The organism is Synechococcus sp. BA-124 BA4 (genome assembly GCF_034931165.1).
Genome location: NZ_JAYGIA010000015.1, coordinates 1 through 26,845, shown reverse-complemented (window position 1 = coordinate 26,845; position 26,845 = coordinate 1). Strand labels below are relative to the sequence as shown.

The 26,845-nt window shown below is 65.4% G+C and carries 21 protein-coding genes, 1 tRNA gene and 1 pseudogene; 10 read left to right on the top strand and 13 right to left on the bottom strand.

Translation table 11 applies throughout. The features are described from left to right. The 3 genes and pseudogenes from VB734_RS02695 to dapB form a co-directional block, all read right to left on the bottom strand. Positions 1-205, bottom strand: a pseudogene (locus VB734_RS02695) (high light inducible protein); the annotation flags it as partial. A 77-nt stretch (positions 206-282) separates the two neighbouring features. Next, the gene (locus VB734_RS02690) at positions 283-927 is read right to left on the bottom strand and encodes a hypothetical protein (protein ID WP_197165595.1); all 645 of its coding nucleotides are present in this window, start codon (positions 925-927) and stop codon (positions 283-285) included. A gap of 4 nt (positions 928-931) precedes the next feature. After that, positions 932-1,789, bottom strand: a complete 858-nt coding sequence (gene dapB / locus VB734_RS02685) for a 4-hydroxy-tetrahydrodipicolinate reductase (protein ID WP_197165597.1) — start codon at positions 1,787-1,789, stop codon at positions 932-934. A gap of 142 nt (positions 1,790-1,931) precedes the next feature. Between dapB and VB734_RS02680 the strand changes: the two genes are divergently transcribed. Beyond that, the gene (locus VB734_RS02680) at positions 1,932-5,954 is read left to right on the top strand and encodes a magnesium chelatase subunit H (protein ID WP_322782563.1); all 4,023 of its coding nucleotides are present in this window, start codon (positions 1,932-1,934) and stop codon (positions 5,952-5,954) included. 4 nt (positions 5,955-5,958) lie between these two features. Here VB734_RS02680 and VB734_RS02675 read toward each other — a convergent pair whose 3' ends face one another. Then, positions 5,959-6,912 carry a glutathione S-transferase family protein gene (locus VB734_RS02675; RefSeq protein WP_197165600.1) on the bottom strand — a complete coding sequence of 318 codons (954 nt, stop codon included), beginning with the start codon at positions 6,910-6,912 and terminating at the stop codon, positions 5,959-5,961. 78 nt (positions 6,913-6,990) lie between these two features. Between VB734_RS02675 and VB734_RS02670 the strand changes: the two genes are divergently transcribed. The 4 genes from VB734_RS02670 (at position 6,991) to VB734_RS02655 (ending at position 11,858) form a co-directional block, all read left to right on the top strand. Beyond that, the gene (locus tag VB734_RS02670; RefSeq protein WP_322782562.1) at positions 6,991-7,596 is read left to right on the top strand and encodes a nitroreductase family protein; all 606 of its coding nucleotides are present in this window, start codon (positions 6,991-6,993) and stop codon (positions 7,594-7,596) included. Positions 7,597-7,696: 100 nt separating this feature from the next. Continuing rightward, positions 7,697-8,467 (top strand): SDR family NAD(P)-dependent oxidoreductase, encoded by a 771-nt coding sequence (locus tag VB734_RS02665; protein ID WP_322782561.1) that lies wholly within the window; start codon positions 7,697-7,699, stop codon positions 8,465-8,467. 222 nt (positions 8,468-8,689) lie between these two features. After that, on the top strand, positions 8,690-10,903 hold the full coding sequence (katG, locus tag VB734_RS02660) for a catalase/peroxidase HPI (RefSeq protein ID WP_322782560.1): 2,214 nt from the start codon (positions 8,690-8,692) through the stop codon (positions 10,901-10,903). Beyond that, on the top strand, positions 10,896-11,858 hold the full coding sequence (locus tag VB734_RS02655) for a carbon-nitrogen hydrolase family protein (RefSeq protein WP_322782559.1): 963 nt from the start codon (positions 10,896-10,898) through the stop codon (positions 11,856-11,858). The genes katG and VB734_RS02655 overlap by 8 nt, the downstream gene beginning before the upstream one ends. A gap of 65 nt (positions 11,859-11,923) precedes the next feature. Here VB734_RS02655 and VB734_RS02650 read toward each other — a convergent pair whose 3' ends face one another. From VB734_RS02650 to VB734_RS02640, 3 genes are all read right to left on the bottom strand, one after another. After that, entirely contained in the window at positions 11,924-12,508 is a 585-nt protein-coding gene (locus VB734_RS02650) for an EF-1 guanine nucleotide exchange domain-containing protein (protein WP_197165613.1), read from the bottom strand. 116 nt (positions 12,509-12,624) lie between these two features. Then, the gene (gene folP / locus VB734_RS02645; protein WP_322782558.1) at positions 12,625-13,452 is read right to left on the bottom strand and encodes a dihydropteroate synthase; all 828 of its coding nucleotides are present in this window, start codon (positions 13,450-13,452) and stop codon (positions 12,625-12,627) included. Between the two features lies 1 nt (position 13,453). Further along, positions 13,454-13,726 carry a hypothetical protein gene (locus VB734_RS02640; protein WP_322782557.1) on the bottom strand — a complete coding sequence of 91 codons (273 nt, stop codon included), beginning with the start codon at positions 13,724-13,726 and terminating at the stop codon, positions 13,454-13,456. 133 nt (positions 13,727-13,859) lie between these two features. Here VB734_RS02640 and VB734_RS02635 point away from each other — a divergent pair. The 3 genes from VB734_RS02635 to VB734_RS02625 all read left to right on the top strand — a co-directional run bounded on the left by VB734_RS02635 (position 13,860) and on the right by VB734_RS02625 (position 15,712). Beyond that, positions 13,860-13,944: transfer RNA gene (locus tag VB734_RS02635), tRNA-Ser, on the top strand. Positions 13,945-14,027: 83 nt separating this feature from the next. Next, the gene (locus VB734_RS02630) at positions 14,028-15,194 is read left to right on the top strand and encodes a glycoside hydrolase family 10 protein (RefSeq protein ID WP_197165619.1); all 1,167 of its coding nucleotides are present in this window, start codon (positions 14,028-14,030) and stop codon (positions 15,192-15,194) included. 83 nt (positions 15,195-15,277) lie between these two features. Next, the gene (locus VB734_RS02625; RefSeq protein ID WP_322782556.1) at positions 15,278-15,712 is read left to right on the top strand and encodes an Rrf2 family transcriptional regulator; all 435 of its coding nucleotides are present in this window, start codon (positions 15,278-15,280) and stop codon (positions 15,710-15,712) included. Between the two features lie 7 nt (positions 15,713-15,719). Here the strand turns inward: VB734_RS02625 and VB734_RS02620 are convergent, their stop codons facing one another. Then, positions 15,720-16,595, bottom strand: coding sequence for a cation diffusion facilitator family transporter (locus tag VB734_RS02620; protein ID WP_323242916.1), 876 nt, complete (start codon positions 16,593-16,595; stop codon positions 15,720-15,722). On the opposite strand from VB734_RS02620, the gene VB734_RS02615 reads away from it, so the two are divergent. After that, on the top strand, positions 16,560-16,700 hold the full coding sequence (locus tag VB734_RS02615; RefSeq protein ID WP_322782554.1) for a hypothetical protein: 141 nt from the start codon (positions 16,560-16,562) through the stop codon (positions 16,698-16,700). The genes VB734_RS02620 and VB734_RS02615 overlap by 36 nt on opposite strands. 52 nt (positions 16,701-16,752) lie before the next feature. On the opposite strand, the gene VB734_RS02610 is transcribed toward VB734_RS02615, so the two are convergent. Beyond that, the gene (locus VB734_RS02610; RefSeq protein WP_322782553.1) at positions 16,753-17,823 is read right to left on the bottom strand and encodes an AraC family transcriptional regulator; all 1,071 of its coding nucleotides are present in this window, start codon (positions 17,821-17,823) and stop codon (positions 16,753-16,755) included. A gap of 480 nt (positions 17,824-18,303) precedes the next feature. Between VB734_RS02610 and VB734_RS02605 the strand changes: the two genes are divergently transcribed. After that, positions 18,304-21,633: a chemotaxis protein CheB gene (locus VB734_RS02605; protein ID WP_322782552.1), complete on the top strand. Its 3,330-nt coding sequence runs from the start codon at positions 18,304-18,306 to the stop codon at positions 21,631-21,633. Here VB734_RS02605 and VB734_RS02600 read toward each other — a convergent pair. The 4 genes from VB734_RS02600 to VB734_RS02585 all read right to left on the bottom strand — a co-directional run. After that, entirely contained in the window at positions 21,599-22,735 is a 1,137-nt protein-coding gene (locus VB734_RS02600; RefSeq protein ID WP_197165627.1) for an ABC transporter permease, read from the bottom strand. The genes VB734_RS02605 and VB734_RS02600 overlap by 35 nt on opposite strands. After that, complete coding sequence (locus VB734_RS02595) at positions 22,732-23,859, bottom strand: ABC transporter permease (protein WP_197165629.1); 1,128 nt, start codon at positions 23,857-23,859, stop codon at positions 22,732-22,734. The genes VB734_RS02600 and VB734_RS02595 overlap by 4 nt, the downstream gene beginning before the upstream one ends. Then, on the bottom strand, positions 23,856-25,799 hold the full coding sequence (locus VB734_RS02590; RefSeq protein WP_322782551.1) for an ATP-binding cassette domain-containing protein: 1,944 nt from the start codon (positions 25,797-25,799) through the stop codon (positions 23,856-23,858). Before VB734_RS02590 ends, VB734_RS02595 begins: the two co-directional genes overlap by 4 nt. Further along, positions 25,777-26,845, bottom strand: a 1,069-nt coding sequence (locus tag VB734_RS02585) for an HlyD family secretion protein (RefSeq protein ID WP_323242915.1), incomplete at its 5' end; no start/stop codon positions are given. The genes VB734_RS02585 and VB734_RS02590, both read right to left, overlap by 23 nt.

Genomic DNA, 26,845 nt, shown 5'->3' with positions numbered 1-26,845 from the left:
GCATGGCCATGCGGCCGTTCAGCTTCTCGGCGCGCTCATGGAAACCCCAGCCGCTCTCGGGGCTCACCACTTCCATGCGGGGCTCGGTGGCGAAGGCATTGAGGCGGCCGCCGTCTTCGGTGGTGACGGTGGCGCCGCGGATGGTGGCCCGCTCGCTGGCGGTCACAGGGGCCGAGCTGGGGGCGGTGGCGGTGGATTGAGCCATGGAGGTCTCCGTTTCGATGAACTCAATGTAACACATTGTTGCGGAACGTAAACACCCGTTGGCGGAAGCGGGGCGCTTCAGCGAAGGCGCTTCAGGCACAGCTCCTCGAAAGCCGGCCGCAGCAGGTAGGGGTACTCGCCCACCCAGATCCTGAGCTGCGGGATCCAGGCGTCGCTCATGGCATCGATCCGGGAGAAGTCGGGACGCTCGCTGAGCACCAGACCGCGCACGACCATGCCGCGGCGGATGGTCTGGTGCTTCTTCTCCATCGGGAAGCGCACCGAGCCCAGGTAGCCGTCGTCGTCCTCCAGCTCCAGGGACAGCCAGGTGCGCCGGTTCTCCACGAGCTCCAGCCGACCGCGCTGATCCGCCTGCTCCTTGCGCTGCTCCACCAGCTCCTTGGTGAACAGATCGCCCACCCGCGCCTCGTAGAGCGCCGCGCGGGGATAGCGGCGCAGCGTGGCATTCCTGCGGCCAGCCTCCAGGATCGGGCCCCAGAGCACATAGAGCAGCAGGACGAAGCCCGCCACCAGCCAGACCGACGCGAAGCGGTAGGAGAACTGGCTCTGGGCGATCAGCAGCGAGATCACCCCGCCGATCACCGAGATCAGCACCCGTTGCAGGATCTTCTGAGGATTGCCGCTGCAGAAGCTGAACTGGGGTCCGCTGGCCACCGCCGGAATCAGCCGCTGCAGTTCACCGGGCTTGAGGGGAATCAGCATGGCGTCAGAGCAGGCGCTCGAGCCCGTAGACCAGGCCCTGCAACTGCCGCACCCGCCGCAGGGTGAGCAGCACGCCGGGCATGTAGGCGGAGCGTTCGATCGTGTCGTGACGCAGGGTGTAGGTCTCTCCGGGCGCGCCGAACATCACTTCCTGGTGGGCCACCAGCCCGGGCAGCCGCAGCGAGTGCAACCGCAGGCCGCTCGGCCGCTGACCGCCGCGGCAGCCCGCCAGGGTTTCGTGCTCCTCCACCTGGGGGACGTTGAAGGATTTGCCCAGCTCCTCGATCAGCTCGGCGGTCTTGAGACAGGTGCCGCTGGGGGCATCGGCCTTGCGGTTGTGGTGAAGCTCGGTGAGCTCGGCGAAGTCGTAGAAGCGGGCGGCGGCGGCGGCGGCCTGCTGCAGCAGCACCATGCCCACGGAGAAATTGGGAATCACGGCACCGCCGATGCCGGCCTTGTCGGCGAACACCGCCAGCTCAGCCAGTTGCTCGGGGCTCAGGCCGGTGGTGCCGATCACCGGATGGACGCCGTAGGCGATCGCGGCGCGGGTGTGCTCATGAACGACGGAGGGATGGGTGAAATCCACCAGCACCGCGCCGGCGCCGGGACCATCGCCCCGCACCAGCTGGCTGGCCTGGCAGAGGCAGCCTTCGAAGTCGGCGGTGATCGCCACCTCCAGTTCCCCCAGCCCCAGCTCCAGACCCACGTCGAGCCCCTCCTTGTCAGGGGTGGTGTCGATCGCGCCGAGCAGGCGGCAATCCTCCGCCGCAGTCACGGCTTTGACCACTTCGGCCCCCATGCGGCCCAGGGCACCGGCCACCACCACCGGAATCGAGGCGGGGCGCGCGTCGGTGGGGGTCATGGGCCGGACGTGATCGCTGCGTGGAGGGAGCCTATGGCGTCGATTCCCACCCCGGCGTCACTCCTGTAAAGCCTTGGGGAGCAAAGTCGCGGGGCTGGAGGAGCTTTCGTAGGCTCCTTCACATTGCTCAACTCCAGCGCCGATGTTCACGCAGGTCCGCTCCGCCAACCGCCGGGTCAGCCCCGGCAACGGCGAGGCCCCAGCCGGCAGTGAAGGTCGGGCGGTGATGCGTGCGGTCTACGTGGTGCTCGAGCCCCAGTACCAGAACGCGCTCACCCAGGCGGCCACCAGCCTCAACGCCACCAACCCCGCCCTGGCGGTCGATCTGAGCGGCTACCTGATCGAGGAGCTGCGTGATCCGGAGAACTACGCCGCCTTCTGCGCCGATGTGGCCGAAGCCGATGTCTTCATCGCCTCGCTGATCTTCATCGAGGATCTGGCCCAGAAGGTGGTGGAGGCCGTGGCGCCCCACCGCGATCGCCTCAAGGCTGCCGTGGTGTTCCCCTCCATGCCGGAGGTGATGCGGCTCAACAAGCTGGGCACGTTCTCGATGGCCCAGCTGGGCCAGAGCAAGAGCGCCATCGCCAGCTTCATGAAGAAGCGGAAGGAGGCCAATGGCGCCGGCTTCCAGGACGCGATGTTGAAACTGCTCAACACCCTGCCCACGGTTCTGAAGTATCTGCCGGTGGAGAAGGCGCAGGACGCCCGCTCCTTCATGCTCAGCTTCCAGTACTGGCTCGGGGGTACGCCGGACAACCTGCGCAACTTCCTGTTGATGCTGGCCGACAAATACGTGTTCCCCCGGGGCGACACCGGCCGGCCCGAGCTCGAGGTGGCCGAGCCGGTGGTGTTCCCGGACCTGGGTCTCTGGCACCCCCTGGCGCCGGGGATGTTCGAGGATCTCAAGGAATACCTGAACTGGAGCGACAGCCGAGCCGACCTGAGCGAGAAGGCCCGAGGCGGACCGGTGATCGGCCTGGTGCTGCAGCGCAGCCACATCGTCACCGGCGATGAGGCCCACTACGTGGCTGTGATCCAGGAACTGGAATACCGGGGCGCCACGGTGATCCCGGTGTTCTGCGGCGGGCTCGACTTCTCCAAGCCCGTGAAGGCGTTCTTCTACGACCCGCTCAATCCCGATCAGCCGATCGTGGATGGGGTGGTGAGTCTCACGGGCTTCGCTCTGATCGGCGGCCCGGCCCGCCAGGACCACCCCCGCGCCATCGAGGCGCTCTCGAAACTGAACCGGCCCTACATGGTCGCCCTGCCGCTGGTGTTCCAGACCACCCAGGAGTGGGAGGAGAGCGACCTGGGCCTGCACCCCGTGCAGGTGGCCCTGCAGATCGCCATCCCCGAACTCGATGGCGCCATTGAGCCGATCGTGCTCAGCGGCCGCGATGACGCCACCGGCAAGGCTCACACCCTCCAGGACCGGGTGGAAGCGATCGCCGAGCGGGTGATCCGCTGGGCCTCTCTGCGCACCAAGCCCCGCATCGACAAGAAGCTGGCGATCACGGTCTTCAGCTTCCCCCCTGACAAGGGCAACGTCGGCACCGCGGCCTACCTGGATGTCTTCGGCTCCATCCACCGGGTGCTGGAGGAGATGAAGCGCAAGGGCTACGACGTGCAGAACCTGCCACGGGATTCCAAGGCGCTGATGGAGGCGGTGATCAACGACCCCGAAGCACTCCAGGGTGCACCTGAGCTGGCGATCGCCCACCGAATGAGTGTCGAGGAGTATGAGCGGCTCACCCCCTATTCCGAACGTCTGGAGGAGAACTGGGGCAAGCCCCCGGGCAACCTCAACTCCGACGGCACCAACCTGCTGATCTACGGCCGCCACTTCGGCAACGTGTTCGTCGGCGTTCAGCCCACCTTCGGCTACGAAGGCGATCCGATGCGGCTGCTGTATTCCCGCAGTGCCAGCCCCCATCACGGCTTCGCCGCCTACTACACCTATCTCGAGAAGGTCTGGGGCGCCGATGCGGTCCTGCACTTCGGCACCCACGGTTCGCTGGAATTCATGCCCGGCAAACAGATGGGCATGAGCGAAACCTGCTACCCGGATTCACTGATCGGCGCCCTTCCGAATCTGTACTACTACGCAGCCAACAACCCCTCGGAAGCCACGATCGCCAAGCGGCGGGGTTATGCCGCCACGATCAGCTATCTCACCCCACCGGCCGAGAATGCCGGGCTCTACAAGGGGCTGAAGGAACTGGGCGAACTGGTGGGCTCCTACCAGCAGCTGCGCGAAAGCAGCCGTGGCGTGCAGATCGTCAACGCGATCGTGGAAACGGCCCGCCAGTGCAATCTCGACAAGGACGTGACCCTGCCGCAGGCGGATGCCGGCGAGCTCGACCTCGACGGCCGTGATCGCGTGGTGGGGGCGCTCTACAGCCAGCTGATGGAAATCGAGAGCCGGCTGCTGCCCTGCGGCCTGCACACGATCGGCAAGCCGCCCACCGCCGAGGAGGCGATCGCCACCCTGGTGAACATCGCCGCGCTGGAGCGGGAGGAGGAGGGTTACCGCAGCCTGCCGGCTCTGCTGGCCGAGAGCCTGGGCCGCACGATCGATGACGTGTACCGCGGCAATGACGCCGGGGTCCTGGCCGATGTGGAGCTGAACCAACGGATCACCGAGGCCTGCCGCGGGGCGGTGGCCTCGATGGTGCGCGCGGTCACCGGCAGCGATGGACGGGTGGATCTCAAGGGCCGCTTCGGCTGGTTCTTCGCCCTGCTGGAGCGCTTCGGCTATGAGCGGCCCAGCCCCTGGCTGAGCTCCTGCCGCGCCTCGGGTTTTGCGGCGGTCGAGCCCACGGAGCTCGACCGGCTCTTCGGCTACCTGCGCTTCTGCCTCGAGCAGATCTGCGCCGACATGGAGATGGAGAGCCTGCTGCGGGCTCTCGACGGCGAATACGTGATCCCCGGCCCTGGTGGTGATCCGATCCGCAACCCCGGCGTGCTGCCCAGCGGCAAGAACATCCATGCCCTCGACCCCCAGGCGATCCCCACCCGCGCCGCCATCGCCGCCGCCAAGGTGGTGGTGGATCGTCTGATCGAGCGCCAGAGGGCCGAACAGGGCACCTGGCCCGAAACGATCGCCTGCGTGCTCTGGGGTACCGACAACATCAAGACCTACGGCGAATCCCTCGCCCAGATCCTCTGGTTCATCGGCGTGCGCCCCGTGCCCGATTCCCTCGGCCGGGTCAACAAGCTGGAGCTGATCTCCCTGGAAGAGCTGGGCCGTCCGCGCATCGACGTGGTGGTGAACTGCAGCGGAGTGTTCCGCGATCTGTTCATCAACCAGATGGGCCTGATCGATCAGGGCGTGAAGATGGCCGCCGAGGCTGATGAGCCGCTGGAGCTGAACTTCGTTCGCAAGCACTCCCAGGACCAGGCGGCGGCCCAGGGCATCAGCCTGCGCGAGGCGGCCACGCGGGTGTTCTCCAATGCCAGCGGCAGCTATTCCTCCAATGTGAACCTGGCTGTCGAGAACAGCACCTGGGAAGAGGAGGGAGAACTGCAGGAGATGTACCTCTCTCGAAAAACCTTCGCCTTCAACGCCGACAACCCCGGCGAAATGAACCAGAACCGCGAAGTCTTCGAATCGGCGATGAAAACCGCCGACGTCACCTTCCAGAACCTCGATTCGGCTGAGATCTCTCTCACCGATGTGAGCCACTACTTCGACTCCGACCCCACCAAGTTGATCGCGGGGCTGCGCGACGATGGCAAAGCTCCGACAAGCTACATCGCCGACACCACCACCGCCAACGCCCAGGTGCGATCACTGAGCGAAACGATCCGACTCGATTCCCGCACCAAGCTGCTCAATCCCAAGTGGTATGAAGGCATGCTCAATTCCGGCTACGAAGGGGTGCGCGAAGTGGCCAAGCGGCTCAACTTCACCCTGGGCTGGAGCGCCACCAGTGGCGCGGTGGATAACTTCGTGTATGAAGAGGCCAATGACACCTTCATCAACGACGCCGAGATGCGCAAACGGCTGATGGAACTCAATCCCCACAGCTTCCGCCGCATCGTCGGCACCCTGCTGGAAGTGAACGGCCGAGGCTACTGGGACACCAGCGAGGAGAACATCGCCCAGCTCCAGGAGATCTATCAGGAGATCGAAGACCGGATCGAGGGAGTCACGGCCCCCTGAACGGCTACGGCCAGTCGATCACGGGACCAGCCGGCACCACCCCAGCAGGATTGATGCTGGGGTGGCTCTGGTAGTAATGACCCTTGATGTGCTGCATGTTCACAGTCTCAGCGACTCCCGGGAAGCAGTAGAGCTCGCGCACGTAGCGCCACAGGTTGGGGTAGTCGACGATCCGGCGCAGGTTGCACTTGAAATGCCCCACATACACCGCATCGAAGCGCACCAGGGTGGTGAACAGCCGCCAGTCGGCCTCGGTGAGCCGGCTGCCCAGCAGGTAGGGCTGATCCGCGAGGCGCTCCTCTAGCAGGTCGAGGGTGGCAAACAGGGGCTGGATCGCCTCATCGTAGGCCTCCTGACTGGTGGCAAAGCCGCAGCGGTACACGCCGTTGTTCACCGTGTCGTAGATCAGTTGATTAAGCCGGTCAATCTCATCCCATAGATTCTCTGGATAGTAATCACCGGGAGCCGCGCAAAGGCCATCGAAGGCGTTGTTGAACATGCGAATGATTTCCGAGGATTCGTTGTTCACAATCTGCTCCGTCGCCTTGTCCCAGAGCACAGGTACAGTCACTCGTCCGCTGTAGCTCGGATCTGAGTTCGTGTAGATCGTGTGCAGAACCCGGGCATGATGGATCGGGTCAGGGATCACCCCTTCACCCGGCTGAAACGTCCATCCCTCCTCACCCATCAACCAGTGCACCACCGACACCGAGACCATCGGGCCCAGACCCTTGATGCTGCGGAAGATGGCTGTGCGATGGGCCCATGGGCAGGCATGGGAGATGTAGAGGTGATAGCGGTCCGCCTCGGCGCAAAACCCCCCTGTGCCCGTGGGACCGGGCCGGCCGTCCGGCGTCACCCAGTGGCGGAACTGCGAGGCGGAGCGAATGAACCGGCCACCGCTGCTGCTGGTGTCGTACCACTGGTCGTGCCAGACCCCGTCAACGAGCAGTCCCACGCCTGAACTCCAGAGGCGACCACCGTAACCAGCGAGAGCGGGTAGGGTCGCCTCCTGAGCCTCTGCCACTCCTCTGTCATGGACGTGATCGACGCCATCTACGCCAGGCGGGCGGTGAAGCACTTCGACCCCAGCCACCGCCTGACGGCGGAAGAGGAAAGGCGCCTGCTGGAGGCCACCATCCAGGCACCCACCAGCTTCAACATTCAGCACTGGCGCTTTGTGATCCTGCGCGATCCGGCTCTGCGGGCCACGATCCGCCGGGACTATGGCAACGATCAGGCCCAGATCACCGATGCCTCCCTGCTGGTTCTCTTCACCGCCGACATGAAGGCCTGGAGCAAACAACCCGAGCGCTACTGGGTGAATGCTCCGCAGCCTGTCGCTGAACTGCTGGTGGGCTGGATGGGCCCCTTCCATGAGGGCAGGGAGTGGCTCCAGCGCGATGAGGCCCAGCGCTCCATCGGCCTGGCGATGCAGACCCTGATGCTGGCAGCCATCGGTATGGGTTACCAGAGCTGCCCGATGATCGGCTTCGAGATCGAAAAGCTGGCGGAGCTGATCCACCTGCCGGAGGACCATGTGATGGGTCCGATGGTGGCGATCGGGAAAGGCACCCAGGAGCCCTGGCCCAAACCGGGGCAACTGGCGCTTGAGGACCTGGTGGTTGAGAACGGATTCTGACCCTGGCAGGAGTTGAGAGGGTCGAAACGACTTCGCTTCGAAGACTCAGAAACCAGCACCGAAAAGAGCTGACGTCAAACGTGATCTGGAGAGGCCGGGGATGAAGGATTTTCGACTCGATGGCCAGAGGGCATTGATTTCCGGAGGTTCCAAGGGCCTGGGTGCGGCAATCGCTGAACGATTCTCCGAAGCCGGAGCAGACATCGGCGTGATCGGCAGGGACAGGGAGGGACTGAGCAGGATCCAAGGAATTGTCGAGAACAATCATCGCAACTGCTGGGTGATCGAAGAAGACGTGTCGTCAATGGAGGGAGCAGGACGAGCAGGTCAAAAAGCACTGGCTCTTTCCCCGCAATGGGATGTTCTTGTCAACAATGCCGGCATCGCCAGGGTCCGGTCGATCCTTGAAACCACCCAGGCAGACTGGAATGATGTATTTTCAGTCAATCTTCGCTCGGTCTTGCTTCTTTCTCAGGCCATTGCTCCGCAGATGATCAAGAGGGGACATGGCAAGGTGGTCAACATCTCATCGATTGGAGCCTTCATCGGCACTCCTGGATTAGGCGCTTATGCGGCATCAAAGGCAGCTCTCAACCAACTGACCAGGACCATGGCCGTTGAATGGGGTCCACACAATATTCATGTCAACGCTATCTGTCCAACGGTCATCCTGACTAAAATGGGCCATGACATCTGGGACAGTCCTTCCAAGGAAAAACCCAGACGTGAGAAAGAGCAAAGAATACCCCTGCATCGCTTTGGGGAACCGACGGAAGTAGCCAATGTGGCCTTGTTTCTGGCCAGTCCCGCATCGGATTTTGTCCAGGGAGTCTCTCTTCCTTTGGATGGAGGCTTGACCATCGCTCCATAGAGCGCCTGCAGGCCGACCTCGGCGATGACCATGACCGGGGCTCGTCTCAGATCGGCAGTGAGTCGGAGAGCCGACGACGCAGGCACGAATCTCTGGGCGTCGAGCCACCCCGCCTGGGCCCTCAGCCGCTACGGATTGTGTTGGGCGCCTGCTCCCCCAGGCGGTGCTGCATACGGTCGAGAGGGGTGACTCCAGCCCACGTCGCTTGCCAGGAGACCGTCGATGACCGCCATCAGCCAGTGCCCATTTGCTGGCCGCACCGGTGCACCCACCACGGCCGGGGATCAGTCGAACCGGCAGTGGTGGCCCAACCAGCTCAACCTGGGGATCCTGCACCAGCACGCGCCGGCCTCCAACCCGCTCGGGGCGGAGTTCAACTACGCCGAGGCTTTCAACGAACTGGATTTCGCCGCCGTGAAGCGGGATCTCCACGCCCTGATGACCGACTCCCAGGACTGGTGGCCCGCCGACTGGGGCCACTACGGTGGTCTGTTCATCCGCATGGCCTGGCACAGCGCCGGCACCTACCGCACCGGCGACGGCCGGGGCGGTGGCGGCACCGGCAACCAGCGCTTCGCCCCGATCAACAGCTGGCCCGACAACGGCAACCTCGACAAGGCCCGCCGCCTGCTCTGGCCGATCAAGCAGAAGTACGGCAACCGGCTCTCCTGGGCCGATCTGATCATCCTCACGGGCAACTGTGCGCTCGAGTCGATGGGCTTCCCCACCTTCGGATTCGGGGGCGGCCGCGAGGACATCTGGCAGCCGGAGGAGGACATCTACTGGGGCAAGGAAACCACCTGGCTCGGCGATGAGCGCTACAGCGGCGATCGGGAGCTGGAGCTTCCCCTGGGGGCCGTGCAGATGGGCCTGATCTACGTGAATCCCGAAGGCCCCAACGGTGAACCGGACCCTGTGGCCTCCGGGCGGGACGTGCGCGAAACCTTTGCCCGCATGGCCATGAACGACGAGGAAACCGTGGCCCTGGTGGCCGGTGGGCACACCTTCGGCAAGGCCCACGGCGCCGGATCCCCGGATCTGATGGGACCGGAACCGGAAGGGGCCCCGATCGAGGAGCAGGGGCTGGGCTGGCACAACCGGTTCGGCAGCGGCAAGGGGGCCGATGCCACCACCAGCGGCATCGAAGGGGCCTGGAAGCCCAACCCCACCACCTGGGACCGGGGCTATTTCGAGATGCTCTTCGGCTACGAGTGGGAACTGGAGAAAAGCCCCTACGGCGCCTGGCAGTGGCGGGCGAAGGATGTGCGCGAGGAGCACCTGATCCCGGACGCCCACGATCCATCGAAGCGGCACCGGCCGATGATGACCACGGCCGATCTGTCGCTGCGCTTCGATCCGATCTACGAGCCGATCGCCCGCCGCTTCCACCAGGATCAGCAGGCCTTCGCCGACACCTTCGCCCGCGCCTGGTTCAAGCTCACCCATCGCGACATGGGGCCCAAGGCGCTCTACCTCGGTCCTGAAGTCCCCGCCGACGATCTGATCTGGCAGGACCCGCTCCCTGCCGTCGACCATCCGCTGATCGGCCCCGCCGCCATCGCCGAGCTGAAGGCCCGGGTGCTGGCCTCCGGGCTCACCACGGCGGAGCTGGTGGCCACGGCCTGGGCCTCGGCCTCCACCTTCCGCGGCTCCGACAAGCGCGGCGGCGCCAACGGCGCCCGGATCCGCCTGGCCCCCCAGAACGGCTGGGAGGTGAACCAGCCCGAGCAGCTGACCCGGGTGCTGGGCGTGCTCGAAGGAATCCAGCGGAGCTTCAACACCGCCCAGACCGATGGCACCCGGGTGTCCCTGGCGGATCTGATCGTGCTGGCGGGATGCGCCGCCGTGGAGGCGGCGGCGCGAGCCGCAGGCCAGGCGATGGAGGTGCCCTTCAGCCCGGGCCGCACCGATGCCAGCCAGGAGCAGACCGATGCCGCCTCCTTCGCGGTGCTGGAGCCCAAGGCCGACGGCTTCCGCAACTACCAGAAGCAGGCCTTCAGGGTACGTGCCGAGGAGCTGCTGATCGACCGGGCCCAGCTGCTCAGCCTGAGCGCGCCGGAGATGACGGTGCTGGTGGGTGGCCTGCGGGTTCTGGGGGCCAATGCCGGCGGCTCAGCCCATGGCGTGTTCACCCACCGCGTCGGCACCCTCAGCACCGACTTCTTCGTGAACCTGCTGGATATGGCCACGGTGTGGACACCCTGTTCCGAAGCCGCGGACACCTTCGAGGGGCGCGATCGCCACAGCGGCGAGCTGCGCTGGAGCGGCACCCGGGTGGATCTGGTGTTCGGCTCCAACTCCCAGCTGCGGGCCCTGGCGGAGGTCTATGCGCAGAACGACGCGCCGGCGAAGTTCGTGGCCGATTTCATCGCGGCCTGGTGCAAGGTGATGAACCTCGATCGCTTCGACCTGCGCGCGGCCGGCCAGAGTGGATGAGCTGCCCTCCCAGGCCCTGCTGCTGAGCCGGATCCTGCCGGAACCCCCGGCCCCGGGGGAAGGATTGCGGCTGGCGCTCTGGCAGGGCGAGGGGCGGGCCGGCACTCAGGCGGCCGTGGAGGAGAACCTGCAGCGGCTCGAGCAGGTTTGCGCGACCGCCGCCGGCTGGGGTGCGCAGCTGCTGGCCTTCCCGGAGCTGTACCTCAGTGGCTACGCCAGCGATCCCGCTCGGGTGCGGCAGCTGGCGGAACCCCTCGACGGCCCCAGCCTGGAGCGGGTGGCGGCCTGTGCCCGTCGCCAGGGGCTGGCCATCGCCTGCCCCTACGCCGAGCGGGCCCGGGTGGCGGGTGAGGAGCGCTTCTACGACGCCATCGCCCTGCTGGATGGCAGCGGCAGACTGCTGAAGAATTACCGGAAAACCCACCTCTGGGGCCCCGATGAGCGGAAGTTCTGGAGCGAGGGCTACCGCTTCGCGGAGGAGGGGGAGGCCTTCACCGTGCACGCCGTCAACGGGATCGGCGTGGGCCTGCTCAACTGTTACGAAGCCGAATTTCCCGAGCTCACCCGTCTGCTGGCGCTTCGTGGTGCCCAGCTGGTGCTGATTCCAACCGCCGCCGACACCTGGGTGCGGCTCAGTGACGGCCGGCGAACCTCGCCTCCCTACCCCGATGTCTCCCGCACCCTCCTGCCGGCCCACGCCTTCCAGAACTTCTGCTTCGTGGCCTACGCCAACCGCTGTGGCCTCGAAACCGTGGCCGACGAGCCCTGGGCCCACTACCTCGGCAACAGCGTGATCTGCGCCCCGGACGGGTCCCTGCTGCTGGCGGCCGACAACAGGCCCTGCCTGCTGCTGGCCGACCTGATGCCCGGCGAGTACCGCCATCCCCATCCGGAGGGGACCACCTACCTCGCCGATCGCCGCCCGGATCTCTACGGCGATCTCGTCAGCGGCTGAACCGGTGGTGTCCTGAAGCGATGGAACGAGGGGGGCGCGGTGTCTGCGGCCCCGCCCCCCATCCATCAGCGGGAGGCTTCGGCGTGGTTCACCAGCAGGTGCTCCACCTGCTCGAGCGCCTCACCGGCGAGGCTGCGCACCGGCTCGAACTGGCCATCGGCTTCATCGAGCATCGCCATGGCCACCCGATCCAGCAGCTCCTCCCGTTGTTCACTGATCAGCACCAGCAGCTCCCGCTCGATCAGCTGCTGCAGCACCCGGGCCCGCAGCGACCCCCGTGATCCGGCCTCCGCCAGGGTGCCCTGCACGAGTTCGCGCACGAACAGGCGTTGCACCTCATGGCTGCGGAGGAAACTCTCCACGGCATTGATGGTCCCGTCCACCACCGTGCGTTCGGCTTCGGCATCCTCGGCCTGGAGGTGGAACTCCCAGTCGAGGTGGCGGCGCTGCCAGCCGGGTTGATGGAGGTGGGGCGTGACACTTTCGCTGAAGCTGTCCACCGAGAGCTCATAGACCCGCTCAGCCAGCCGTTCGCACCAGTCGCGCCCGTGGCGCTGGAGGCTGTCATCCAGGTTCATGCGCTCCACGGTGTGACCGCCGTGAAAGCTGTGGCAGATGCCGTTAGGGCACTCGACCGCCGAGAGGCTCATGCTGAGAACAATTCAACGCCCCCAGAGCTAGCCACGTCGTGGCCCGACTCCCAACAGTTCCGGCCCATCAGCGCCAGAACGTTGCAGAACCGTCACGATGGCTCCCCAAGGGCGGGTCAGACGCGCCGGATCGCGTCCACCATCCGGGCCGTCTGCACGATCGGGCCCACATCGTGAACACGCAGCACATCCGCACCGGCCGCGATCGCTTCAGCGCATACAGCCGCTGTTCCCCAGAGCCGCGCCCTTGGTCTGGGTTCGTTGAGCACGGCACCGATGAAGCGCTTGCGCGAGGGACCCACCAGCAGGGGAAAGCCCTCGCGGCGCATCACCGCCAATCCCCGCAGCAGCGCCAGGTTCTGTTCGGTGGTCTTGGCGAAGCCCAGGCCCGGATCCCAGATCACCTGCTGGGGGCGGACACCGGCCGCCATGGCGGCGTCGGTGGCACGGTGCAACTCCTCACACACCTCCGCCACCACATCCCCATAGCTGGCCAGATCATCCATGCTGCGGCTGTCACCGCGGCTGTGCATCAGCACATAGGGACAGCCGAAATCAGCCACCACCGAGAGGATGTCGGGATCGCGGCGTCCCGCGCTGACATCGTTGATCCAGTGAGCACCGGCGGCCAGGGCCGCTGCCGCCACCGGCGCACGAAAGGTGTCGATCGAGACCAGGGGGCTGCCGACATCGGCGCCGGCGGAGCGGATCAGGGCCAGGGCAGGCAGTACCCGCGCCTGTTCCGTTTCCGAGTCGATCTCCGCCGCGCCCGGCCGGGTGCTCTGGCCGCCGAGATCAAGAAGATCGGCCCCCTGCCGCAGCATCCGGCGGGCCTGGCGCAGCGCCGCTTCGGGGCCCACGAAGCGACCGCCATCGCTGAAGGAATCGGGCGTGACATTGATCACGCCCATCACATAGGTGCGCTCGCCCCAGCTCAGGGCCATCTCAGGCGGGGCCGGGCAGATCAGTGAGGTCGATCAGGATCTGCTGGAGGTCCTGGTCAGCGCTGGGGCTGGGGCGGGTCAGGAGCGCCAGGTGAAGGAGACGCATCCGCTGACGGATCTGCCCCACCTCGTGGCTCCTGAGCGCGCAGCCAAGATCATGGGCCGAGGCGATCAGGTCCTCATCGTTGCCGTCCTCGAGCCGTTGCCGCAACACCGGGTCCTGCTCCAGACGATGCATCAGAGCGTCCACCGCTGAGTCGGGAGCTGATCCCATGGCATCCAGGTTGGCTGCCAAGAACGTACAGCGATCCGACCACGGCTCAGGAGCGCCGGCGGCGGAGGCCATGACGGAGGTTCCATGGGAAACTGTCGAGGCCGGAGGCCCTGTGGGCCGATGGCAGGCCCCTGGAGGGGTGGTCGAGTGGTTGATGGCTCCGGTCTTGAAAACCGGCGAAGGGAAACCTTCCGCGGGTTCGAATCCCGCCCCCTCCGTTCCCGGAATGCTCCCAGCGCGGTGGCTGGAGCGCCTCCGAAGCCACCGCTAGGGTCGGGCCGCCTCTGATCGGACCGCCGCCATGAAACGAACGCGTTGGCTGCTGCCGGTTCTGATGCTTTGCAGCTTGCTGCTGGTCGTGGGGGTTCCCGCGCTGAACGCGCCGAGTGCCGCCCAGGGCGCCCGCAGCGAGATCCGGGGGGTCTGGATGACGACCAACGACATGACCACCATGCGCGATCGCACCAAGTTGCGAACGGCGATGGACCAGTTGAAGGACATGCACTTCAACACCGTCTATCCGGTGGTCTGGAATTCGGGCTACGCCATTCACACCAGTGAGGTGACCCGTTCGCGCAAGATTCAGTCGTTTTCCTACAAGGGACTGGAAGGCCAGGACATTGTCGCGGATGTGATCAGCGAGGGTCATGCCAAGGGCATGCTCGTGATCCCCTGGTTCGAATTCGGCTTCATGGCGCCACCGTTTTCGGAGCTGGCTCTGCAACACCCCACCTGGCTCACCCAGCGGCAGGACGGCAGCCGCACCTCGATCAGCGCTGCCGGAGAAGTGGTCTGGCTCAATCCATTCAGGCCGGAGGTGCAGCAATTCATCACCGATCTGGTGCTGGAGGTGGTGGGCAACTACGACGGGGATGGCATTCAGTTCGACGATCACATGAGCCTGCCCAACGAGTTCGGCTACGACAGCTACACCAAAGCGCTTTACGCCAAGGAGACCAAGCGTGCCGTGCCGAGCAACCCGATGGATCAGGCCTGGATCAAGTGGCGCGCCGACAAGATCACGGCCTTCATGGTCGAACTGCACAAGGCCGTGAACGCCAAAAAGCCCAAGGCAATCTTTTCCGTCTCCCCGAACTACTACGACTTCGCCTACAAGCTGCAACTGCAGGACTGGCTGGGCTGGCTGCGGCGCAACATCGTCGATGAGGTGATCGTGCAGCTCTACCGACCTGATGTGGCCAGCTTCGCCGCCGAAGTGGCGCGTCCCGAGCTCGCGGAAGCCCGCAAGAAGATCCCCACCGCGATCGGGGTGATGACAGGGCTGCGCACCAAGCCCGCTCCGATGCAGCTGATTCAGGCTCAGGTGCAGACGGCCCAGCAGAAGGGGATGGGTGTGGCGTTCTTCTATTTCGAATCCCTCTGGAATGCCACCGCCGAGGCGGAAGATCTGCGCCGCGAGGGCTTCCTCTCCCTGTTCCCCAGCCCCGCGCCGCGCACGCCGCTGTGAGCCCCAGGTGCCAACGCCTCCCGCAAACCCCACGCAGAAACCGTGGATTCCTTGTCACAATGACTCCAGGCATCCGGCGATCCGTGAGTTTCAGCACCAAAACGGAATACGGACTGGTGGCCCTGATCGAGCTGGCTGAGGTGTTCTCAGACGGTGGTGTGCTCCAGGCCGGTGAAATCGCCCGCCGCCAGGGGATTCCTGAGCGCTATCTCGAGCAGATGCTCACCAGCCTGCGCCGCAGTGGACTGGTGCGCAGCCTGCGCGGCCCCCGGGGCGGCTATCAGCTGGCCAGGTCAGCGGAGCTGATCACGGTGGCGGAGGTGCTCGCCAGTCTGGAGGGCAAGGCAGGTGGAGCGAGCCCCGATGGCAGGCGTTCCACCACGGCCTTCCTGGTGCTCACGGCCCTGGAGCAGAAACTGGAGCAGGCCCGCGCCAGGGTCCTGGCGTCCCTGACCCTGAAGCAGCTGCTGGACGACTGCAGGGCCAGGAGCCAGCCGACTCTGATGTATCACATCTGAGCGCGCGTCAGGGCGGTGGCTCCAGCTGCAGGGTGCTGTGGGCGATCCCGATCTGAGCCAGGCGGCGCTTGGCCTCATGCAGCAGTTCCATGTCATCCGCGGCACCAGGCTCTCGGATGACATGGGCGGTGAGGGCGTTCTGGGAGGTGCTCATCGCCCACACGTGCAGATGATGCACATCCACCACCTGGGGCAGGGAGCGCAGGGCGCCATCCACCTGGGCGATGTCGATGCCGCGCGGCACCGCGTCGAGGGCCACGACCAGGGCTTCGCGCAGCAACTCCCAGCCGCTCCAGGCCACCACCAGACCCACACCGACCGCAGTGAGCGGATCCAGCCAGGGCCAGCCCGTGATCCCCACCAGCACGGCGCTGATCAGCACTGCCGCCGATACGGCGGCGTCCGTGAGCAAGTGCACCACCGCGGCACGGCGGTTGAGGTCATGGCTGTGGTCGTCGCCGAAGAGGCGCGCCGAGAGCAGGTTCACGACGATTCCGGCCGCCGCGGCCCAGGCCACCGGCGTGCTCACCACCGCCACCGGATGAAGAAGCCGCTGGAAGCCCTCAACGATCACCACCGCGGCCGCCATCAGAATCAGCACCGCATTCACCAGCGACGCCAGCTGGGTGCTTCGCCCGAAGCCATAGGTGAAGCGGGGCGTGGCCGGCCGGGAGCTCAACCGCTCGGCCCCCCAGCCGAACAGCAGGCCCGCCACGTCGCCGACGTTGTGCACGGCATCGCCGATCAGCGCCAGGGAGCCGAAGGCTACCCCGATCACCAGCTGCAGGCCTGAGAGAGCGCTGTTGAGGATCACGCTCCAGCGAAAGGCTGCGGCCGAGCCGGGCCGATGCTCGTGCTGACGCCGGTGAGGCTGGCGCTGAATGCCAACGGCCGGGTGCTGGGACTCTCCGGAATCGGATGGGGCTGGAGGCATGGTCTGATCGAGGTCTGCGGCCATCGCCAGCGTGACGCCGATCAGCGCTTTTGACGACGAACAGACTCCAGAATCCAGCACCAAGAGCGCCAAACCCAGCAGCTAGCTAGCGGGTCCGGGACGCGCGGGCCTCACGTAGAAGCTGGGAGGGCCTGACATGAAAGCGCTGTTGAAAATCGACGCTGAATAAGCTCTGGGTTCTGTAACCGCACTCGAAAGAAATACTCGCCACAGTCTCCCCAGGCGAAGGATTCTGCAGCCTCAGCCTGGCCATATCAAGACGCTGATTGCGGATCCATTGCAATGGCGTGCAGCCAAGCCTCTCACGAAATGTGTACTGCAGAGCTCGGCGTGAATAATGACTTTGCATCTCGAGTTGCGTCAGATTCAGAGGCTCAGCAAGATTCGACTTGATGAAATCGAGCAGCTCATCGAAGGAGTCACGCCCTGCCTCGATCCTGTGGGTCAGGCGCTCGAACGAGGATTCCTCCCGCAGCTCCGGGAAGATCATGGCGGCAAGCAGCCGGTAGATCAGGGCATCCAGCTGTAGCCGGTCGATCAGACTCTGACTTGAGCCAGCTTGCAACTCGGCCATGACGATGGCCTGCCTCAGCATGGCCTGAAGCGTGGCCAGGCCCGGTTCCCTCGATGGTTCCCAGCCAGGCGTCTCATGCACCGATTTCACCCAGGCATCTGGTGTCTGGTTGAGGCCAGCCATGCCTGTAGCCGTTTTCAGGAGGCGTTGGCTATCGAGATGAAAGGCCAGACCACTGAACAGACTGGCCTCAATCGTGAGGGGCTTACCAGGAAGAATCAGGCAGGTGTTGGAACAGCAAATCCAATGACGCGAATTCTGTTGAATGAGCTGTTCTCCTGCGTAGCCCAGAAAAACAGACAAGCCATACTGTTCCGCGACCACAATCTGCACCGGCGGAAGGATCCATGCTCCCAGGACGATGGAACCAAATCGCGAGGCAACGCCATAGTGCCACCAGCTCCTGTCAGGATCCATGACCTTGAGCCGACTGACCGGCAGAACTCTGCGGAAGAGCTCTGCACTGGCATTGATGTCTCCAACCAGCCCTAAGCGACGCTTGAAGGGATTGACCAGGGCAGCAGCCTCCCGATGAGCGTCAAACCCTTGATGGACATCAGCAGACGCGACAGAGAGAGACACAGAATTGCTCAGAGGATGGGCTCCGGATCAGATCAGGCGGATCGCCAGGGCAGAGCGGGCCGGCTGGAGACTTGCCGTGGGCACGTGGTGGATAGTGGCGCTGCCCATCGCTTGACAGTGAAGCCATCTGGCCAGCGTCTGGCCAGCGACCGACGGCCAAAAATCAACACATTCACAATCAACCACTCTCCTTGGCTCTACCGCTGGCGTCCAGTCACGGGCGATTGCGCCATTCTAGCCAAGCTGCGCCATGTTGTCGCATGGCCAGAAATCTTCTGACGATTTAAGCCAATTAAGTCAATCACTTAGCCACAAATAACGCCTTGGAGATGAGTAGTCTTACTCAAAAAATCGGACCGGGGCCGGCGCTGGCCCTCACGGCAAGCCTCGCCTCAGGGGAGTCAGCACGACTAGCGTTGGCCCAGGTGGTCAGAGAGGACCTGATTGGTGCACGGACCAAGCGATCAGCAGCCTGAGTCCTTGCCGGCCGAGCCCCAGGTGGAGAGCAGACGCGTCAACCAAGCCTCGGCAGGCGTCGACTATGTGGTGGGAATCGGTGCCTCGGCCGGGGGGCTTGAGGCCCTGCAGGAGTTGAGCAGGACTCTCACGAGCCTGGGCCGTGTGGCCTATGTGGTGGCCCAACACCTTTCTCCTGATCACCCCAGCCTGATTGTCGACCTTCTGGCCCATTCCACCACGCTGAGCGTGGTGACAGCCGTTGATGGTGAACCGCTCCAAGCCGATGTGATCGCGATCGCACCTCCCAACCATGATGTGGTGGTTGAGGGGCATCAGCTGAGGCTCAGTGAACCAACTCCCCGGTTCGGCCCGAGTCCATGCATCGACCTGTTGTTTGAATCGATTGCCGAGCAGTGGGGTGATCACGGCCTGGCCATTGTGCTCTCGGGAACAGGAGCCGATGGGGCGCGGGGCGTGCGCGCGGTTCGAGCGGCCGCCGGCCTGACCATCGCTCAATCACCGCAGAGTGCCAAGTTCAGCGCCATGCCCAGTGCCGCCATCAGCCTGGGCTGCGCGGATCTGGTCCTGGAGGCGAGCGCCATCGGGCCGAAGATCGGCGAATGGATCGCCACCGGTGGCGGCAACTGGGTCAGTGGAGCCCTGCCGGCACCCGCACCTGCTTTGCTCAGCAGTGTGATTTCCCAGTTGAAGCATGCCACTGGAATCGACTTTTCCCAGTACAAGGAGTCGACCCTGATTCGGCAACTCCAGCGTCGCATGCTGAGCCTGGAGATCACTACCCTCGACGACTATCTTTCGCTGTTGACCGGGAATGCTGCAGAGGCTCATGCCCTTGTGCAGAACCTGTTGGTCACCGTGACCTCGTTTTTTCGCGACCGTGAGGCCTTCGCGGCCCTTGGCGAGCACTTGCAGGTGTATGTCAAGCAGCACAGCAGCACCGAACCATTGCGGGTGTGGGTGCCTGGATGTGCAACGGGGGAGGAAGTGTTCTCGATTGCCATGCTGCTCAGCCAGGTTCTGGGGCATCCAGCCCATCTGGCCTCCCACATCAAGATCTTCGGCACCGACCTTGATGACGTCAGCCTGTCGGTGTGTCGGCGTGGTGTTTATCCGATCTCAGAAGCCAAGGCCATCCCCGATGAGCTGCGCGAACGCTTCGTGATCGAGACGGCAACGGAAATCGAGATGACGGAGGAGCTTCGTAGCTGCGCTGTCTTCGCCCGTCATGATGTTGGTGCCGACCCACCCTTTCCCAAGCTGGATCTGGTTTCGTGCCGCAACACGCTCATCTATTTCACCGCTCCAATGCAGGAGCGTGTGTTGAATCTGTTCCGCTTTGGTCTGGTCCCCGGAGGCCTGCTCTTTCTGGGATGCTCCGAGTCGCTGGCCAACCGCACGCCCGGCTTCAAGGTCGTCGATCCCGAGCAGCGGATTTTCCTGCGAACAGCGGAGGGGATGCTGAAACCACGTCAGGCCCTGGCCCTACCAGCGCCACGGGGTCCCATGGCCTACGCCCCTCTGGAGAGGGTGGCCGTCTTGCGGGAGTCGGTACCGGAGCAGCACGTGGCTCTGCTGGAGTCACTGATCCGCCTGATCAGCAAGCCCTGCCTGGTGCTGGATGAGAACCATGATCTCATTGAGGTGATCGGTGATGTCACACCATTTTGCCGCCTTCCTGAAGGTCGCATCAGCTCATCGGCCACTTCATTTCTCCTCCCGGAGCTTCAGTCGGAAGCTCGAGCGTTGTTCCTGTTGACACGGGCTGATGGCCAGGCGATCACCAGCCCGGCCTTACATCTTTCAGGCCACGACAAGCCCTTCCACATGGAAGTGAGGCCTTTAGATGTCGGTGATCGGAGGCTGTGGGTTCTCACATTTCTTGAGGATGACGAGGGTTCCACTGATGCCGCCAGGGTCGATCAGGAGGGCCTTCGTGATCATGTTTTCGATCGGGAAATCAAACGGCTGGAGCAGGAGCTGCTGAGCAGTCAGAACACCTTACGTCGATCCCTCAGCGAACTGGAGCAAGCCAACGAAGAGCTGGAAGCCTCATCGGAAGAGCTCCAGGCTTCATCGGAAGAACTGCAATCCTCCAATGAAGAGCTGGAAGCCTCGAACGAAGAGCTGCAGGCCACCAATGAGGAACTGGGCACCCTCAACCAACAGCTGCGATCGCGCAGTGATGAACTCGAAAACTTGAACACGGATCTGGAAAACATCCAGAACTCCCTGAGTCAGGGCATGGTCATCGTTGATCGCAATCTCTGCGTTCTCAGGTTCAGCCCCTTGGCCGTCAGGGTGTTCGGGCTCGTCCAGGCCGACCATGGCCAGCCACTGCTGGATGTGCCGACAACCCTCCCCCTTCCCGGCCTCCAGGAGGCGCTGATGGCGGTGATCAGGGGAGAGCTGCGTCAGACCATCGAGGCGAGCAGCGAAGAGGTGTCGTATCTGGTCCAGATCCTGCCCTATCGGGAACGAGATGGCCGGCGTCTGGGTGCCATTGTCACGCTTACGGACATCTCTGAACTTGTGGCGCTGCGCAGAGCGGCCGAGGCCTCACTCAATGAGTTCTCAACGCTGACTGATGCCCTTGAGCAGGCCGTCCTGAAATGGGATCCAACCATGCAGCACCTGCTCTACGCCAGCCAGAGGATTCAAGCCATCACAGGATGGAGCCCGGCTGAACTGTGCGACCAGCCCAAGTTACTGCAGGCGGCCATTCATCCCGACGATCGAGTTCATGTGAGGCTAGCCCGCGACCTCAACCAACCCCGCTGGTCCGTGCGCTACCGCCTGACCAGCCGCGATGGACGAAGCCTCTGGGTGGCCGAGACGTGCACGGTGGTGCATGACTCCGATGATGGATTCATCGTTGGCACACTATTGGATGTCAGCGGGATCGAGGTCCTTGAGAACAAGGCCAGGAACACCTCTGTCGTCTTCGAGACCGTCTTTGAAGCCCAGAGCATTGGTGTGGCGGTGCTGGATGACCGCCTCCGCATCATCAGAGCCAACGCCACGTTCTGCCGCATCGCAGGCCACAACCAGGACTCCATCCTTGGGGCACATGCCGATTGGCTCTCACGCCAGGACGATCCCCAGTCACTCTGTACCTTGGCCGCGGCCGCCCTGGCAGGTTCAGGCAGCACGGGGGTGCTCTCGGCACTGCGGCTGAAGCTGGCCGATGGATCCGGCCGTGATCTGGAGGCCGAGATCCGCACCACCAAGGATCCCGCTGTCGGGACGTTGGTCACGGTGATTGTGCCCGTGAGCCCAGGGGAGCACGAGCAGGCGATCAGCTCAGCTGGCCGCGGAACCTCGACACGCTGATGGCCATCAGCAGCGGTGCCATCACCAGCAGGGCGAGGGCATGGGGCCAGAGCGCCTCGAGGCCGACTCCCTTGAGCAGCAGCCCCCGCAGGATGGCGATGTAGTGGCGCAGGGGGTTGAGCAGGGAGAGCACCTGAAAGAAGGCCGGCATGCTCTCGATCGGCGCGATCGCCCCGGAGGTCTGCACCATCGGCAGGGTGATGAAGAAGGCCGTGAGCATCACCTGCTGCTGGGAGCGGCAGACCGTGGCCAGCATGATCCCCACCCCGATCCCGACGAACAGATAGAGGCCCGACAGGGTCAGCAGCAGCAGCGGATTCCCCCGGATCGGCACGCCAAACACCAGCCGGCCGAGCAGCAGGGCCAGCAGCACATCCCCCATCAGCAGCACGACCAGGGGCAGGATCTTCGCGAGCAGGATCTCCCAGGCGGCAGCCGGGGTCATCAGCAGCTGCTCGAGCGTGCCGGTGTCCTTCTCGCGCACCAGCGTCACCGCCGACAGCAGGGTGGCGATCAGGGTGAGCACCAGGCCGATCACCCCGGGCACGAAGAACCAGCTGCTGGTGAGGCCAGGGTTGTAGAGAAATCTCACCTGGGTGCGCACGGGCGGCGTGGGCGGCGAAGCCCCCGCGTCCGGACGGAACCGGCGCAGGATCTGCTGGATGTAGCCACTGGCAATCCCGGCGCTGTTGGCGTCGACCCCGTCGATGAACACCTGCACCTGGGCGGTGTCCCCGGCGGCCAGCCGCTTGTTGAAGTTGGGCGGGATCACCAGGCCGGCCGTGAGCTCACCGCGCTCCACCTGACGCGCCAGCTCCCGCTCGCTGCGGGGATAGGAGGAGGCCAGAAAGATCCGGTTGGCGGTGAGGGCCGACACCAGCTCCCGGCTGGCCGAAACCTGGGCGTAATCGACCACTCCCAGCCTGAGATCGTGCACCTCCGGGTTGAGGGCGAAGCCGTAGATCAGCAGCTGCAGGGTGGGAGGAATGATCAGCAGCTTGATCAGCTGCCGGTCGCGCAGGATCTGCTGGACCTCCTTGCGCACCAGGGCCCAGAGGCGGCTGACCGAGATCAGCCGCCACCAGTGACGCAGGATCCTCATGCCCCGCCCTCGCCGCCATCGGCCAGCTGCAGGGAGCCCAGCGAGCGCCAGGTGGCCCCAAACAGCAGCGCACCGAGGGCCAGGATCATCACCACATCCAGCCAGACACCGGCCCAGCCCGTTCCCCTCACGAAGGCATCGCGGCTGATCACGATGAAGTACCGCGCCGGGATCAGGGCCGACACCAGCGAGAGCGGCGGGGGAATGTTGCTCAGGGGATAGATGAAACCCGAGAGCAGCAGGGCCGAGAGAAAGCCCACCAGGGACACCCCCTGCACCGCCGCATTCTGATTGGCGCTGCGCACCCCCAGCAGCAGCCCGAACAGCACCGCCGCCGCCAGGTACAGCGTGGTGCCCACCAGCAGAGGCGTCGGGTCGCCGGCGAAGCCGAGCCGGAAGATCAGCCCGCCCATCCCCATCACCACAACGGCCACGCTCTCCCCCACCAGCAGATAGGCCAGGGCCTTGCCCAGCAGCAGCTCCGGAGCGCGGATGCCCGAGGCATAGACCTGCAGGATCGTGCCCTTGTCCTTCTCCTTGACCATGGCGATGGCGGCCAGCAGGGAGGGAAAGATCCACAGCACCACGGCATAGACCCCGGGCACGATGTACAGCGACTCCTTGCGGCCGGGATTGAACCAGAGCCGCGTCAGCGCCTGCACAGGCGGCGGGTCGTTGAGCAGCTCCTGTCCGGCGAGGAAGAAGGCCGTGGTGCCCTGGATGCTGTTGCGGATCACCCGGGCATTGTTGGCATCGGTGCCATCCACCAGCACCTGAACCTCCACCGGCTGGCCGGCCTTGAGGCGGCGGCTGAATTCCGGAGGAATGATCACCGCCGCCTTGGCCAGGCCCCGATCGATCGCCCCGGCCACCGGGTCGCCGCTGCCCCGCCAGGGAGCAGGGCGGAACTGGTCGGTGGCGAACAGGCGGTCGGTGTAGGCGGCACTGAGGGGACTGCGGTCGAAGTCCTGCACCACGATCGGGATCACCTTGGTTTCGAGGCGGATGGCGAAACCGAAGATGAGCAGGGTCAGCAGCGGCAGCAGAAAGGCCAGGCCAAGCGTGAGCCGGTCGCGACGGAACTGCAGCAGCTCCTTGCGGCACTGGGCCAGGATTCGCCTCATCCGCCCCTCCCGTCCCGCGCCCGGGCCCGCTGCACGGTACCGATGAAGGCATCTTCGAGGGACTGAGGCACCCGGCGCAGCCCCTCCAGGCTGAGCTGGGCCTGGGCCAGCAGCCGCCGCAGGCCCTCGACTTCCCGCTCGGGGTCATCCAGCACCAGATGGAGCCGGTCACCGAACCGGCTCACCCGCCAGGACGGCCAGTGGCGGCGCAGCAGCAGGGTGGCGCTCTGCAGCTGATCCGGCGGCAGCAGCAGCTCGAGCACCTGGCCCGGCTGGGCGGCCTTGATCGCTCCGGGACTGCCTTCGATCACGTTCTCGCCGGCCACCATGAAGCAGAGCCGGTTGCACTGCTCGGCCTCCTCCAGGTAGTGGGTGGTCACCAGAATCGCAGTGCCCCGGCGGGCGAAGTCGTTGATCAGGCTCCAGAACTGTCGCCGCGCCAGGGGATCCACCCCTGAGGTGGGTTCATCGAGAAAGAGCACCTCGGGATCGTGGAGCACCGCCGCTCCGAAGGCCACCCGCTGCTTCCAGCCTCCGGGCAGCGTCGCGGTGAGCAGGTGCTCCTGACCCTGCAGGCCGCAGCTGGCGATCACCCAGTCGATGCGTGGCTGGCGCAGGGGACCGGCGATGCCGTAGACCCCGGCGTAGAACTCCAGGTTCTCGCGAATGGAGAGGTCGTCGTAGAGGGTGAATTTCTGACTCATGTAACCGATCCGCTTCAGCAGATCCGGCCCGCGCAGCTGCTCCGACTCCCCCGCCAGCACGATCCGGCCTAAGCTGGGGGCCAGCAGGCCGCAGAGCATCTTGATCGTGGTGGTCTTGCCGGCGCCGTTGGCCCCGAGCAGCCCGAAGATCTCGCCGTAGCGGATTTCCAGCGTCAGCTGGCTCACGGCCTCGAAGGCCCCGAAGCGGCGGCAGAGGTTGCGGGCGTCAATGGCGAGTTCGGAGCGCTGGCGGCGCACGGCCCGGGCCCGGGGGAAGGGCAGCAGCGGCAGCTCCCCGGCCTGGCGGCGCTGGCGGATCACCACCACGTTCTCGAGGGTGGGGCTGGTGTGCCGCAGCTCCAGCAGCGGCAGACCCTGACGCCGGAACAGATCCCGCACCTGGGCTTCCCCCGCGGCCGCATCGTTGACGATCACATCGAGCCGGTCACCGAAGGTCTGCACATCGACGATCGCGCCACCGCGCAGCAGCGGTTCAGCCGCCGCCGGGGCGGCGCCCTGCAGCTCCAGCCGGCTCAGACCCAGCTCCCGCTTGAGATCGGCCGGACTGCCCAGGCCCTCGAGGCGCCCCTGCTGCATCAGGGCGATGCGGTGGCAGCGCTCGGCCTCCACCAGATCGGGGGTGGCGACCACGATCGTGACCCCCTCCTCCGCCAGGGTGGTGAGCACGTCCCAGAAGTCGCGGCGTGACACCGGATCCACGCCGGTGGTGGGTTCATCGAGCAGCAGCAACCGGGGTCTGTCGATCAGGGCGCAGCAGAGGGCCAGCTTCTGCTTCATGCCACCGGAGAGCTGACTGGCCAGACGATCAGCGAAGGGCTCCAGGCCCAGGCGCCGGAGCAGGGAACGGCGCCGCTCCCGCCAGAGCTCGGGAGGCACCAGCCGCAGTCCGGCCACGTAGCGCAGGTTCTCCTCGACGCTGAGGTCGGGGTACTGGGAAAACTGCTGCGTGAGGTAGCCGACCCGCTCCCGGGCCTCACGGGGAGGCTGGCCCAGCACCCGCACCTGGCCGCCACTGGGTTCGCTCACCCCGGCGAGGATGTGGAAGGTGGTGGTCTTGCCGGCGCCGTCGGGACCGATCAGACCGAAGATTTCCCCCTCCCGGACACTGAACTCCAGACCGGCCACGGCCGGACGGCTGCCATAGCGCTTGTGCAGCCCCTCCACGCTCACCACCACAGCGGCGGGGGCGGGATCAGGGGGTGAGGATCTCGGCATCGGCGGGCATGCCCGGTTTGGCGTCACCGGCCGGATTCTCGATGGCCAGCTTGAGGCCGAACACCTGGCGCACCCGGTCGCGCTGGAAATAGATGGTCTCGGGGGTGAAGGAGGCCTGGGCATCCACCTCCGCCACCCGCGCCGCCAGCGGCCGGCTGGGGTCGGAATCGAGGAAGATCCTGGCCCGCTGGCCCAGACGCACCCGGCCGATGTCCCCCTGAGGAATGAAACCACGCAGGTACACCGTGGCCGGATCGAGCAGGGTGAGCAGGGTTCGGCCACTGGCCACCACCGCGCCAGGCTCCACGCTGCGGGAGATCACCACCCCGGCCAGGGGCGAGCGGATGGTCAGGTAGGCGGCTTCCGCCTTCACCTGCTGCTCAGCCGCCTGGGCGCTGCGCACATCGCTCTCGGCACCCCGCACCCCGGCCAGGGCACGCTGGCGCTGCTCGCCCAGAGCCTGAAGCTGGGCCGAGCGGATGGAGGGATTCAGTCCCGTCGAGGCCGCCAGCGCCACAGCACCGCGGGCCGCCTCCACCTGGCGCCGCTGGGCGTTGACCACAGCCTCGGCGGTCTCCAGGGCCGTGCGGTCCTGATCGAGGGACTGGGGCGAGGCCGCACCCTCCCGCACCAGCGATTCGGTGCGGCCCAGGGTGACCTTCGCCAGCCGCTGCTGGGCCTCGGCCTGGGCCAGCTGGGCTTCGGCGCTGGCCAGATTGGCTCTGGCCTGCTCCACTCGCCCCAGGTTGTCCTGCTCGGCCTGGGCCACCGTCAGACGGGATTCGCGGATCTGGCTGTCGAGGACATCGACCTGAGAGCGGGCCTGGTTGAGCTGCTGACGGGCAGCGGCCAGCCGGGCCTGGGCGCCGCGCAGGCGGGCACGCACCTCATCGTCGTCGAGGCGGACCAGCAGCTGCCCGGGCTTGACCCGCTCGCCTTCCCGGACCGTGACCTCAGCCACACGGCCGCCGATCCTGGCGCCGAGATCGGTTTCGTAGCCCTCGATCCGACCGCTCAACCTCAGGGGGCCGGGGCTGGACCGCCCC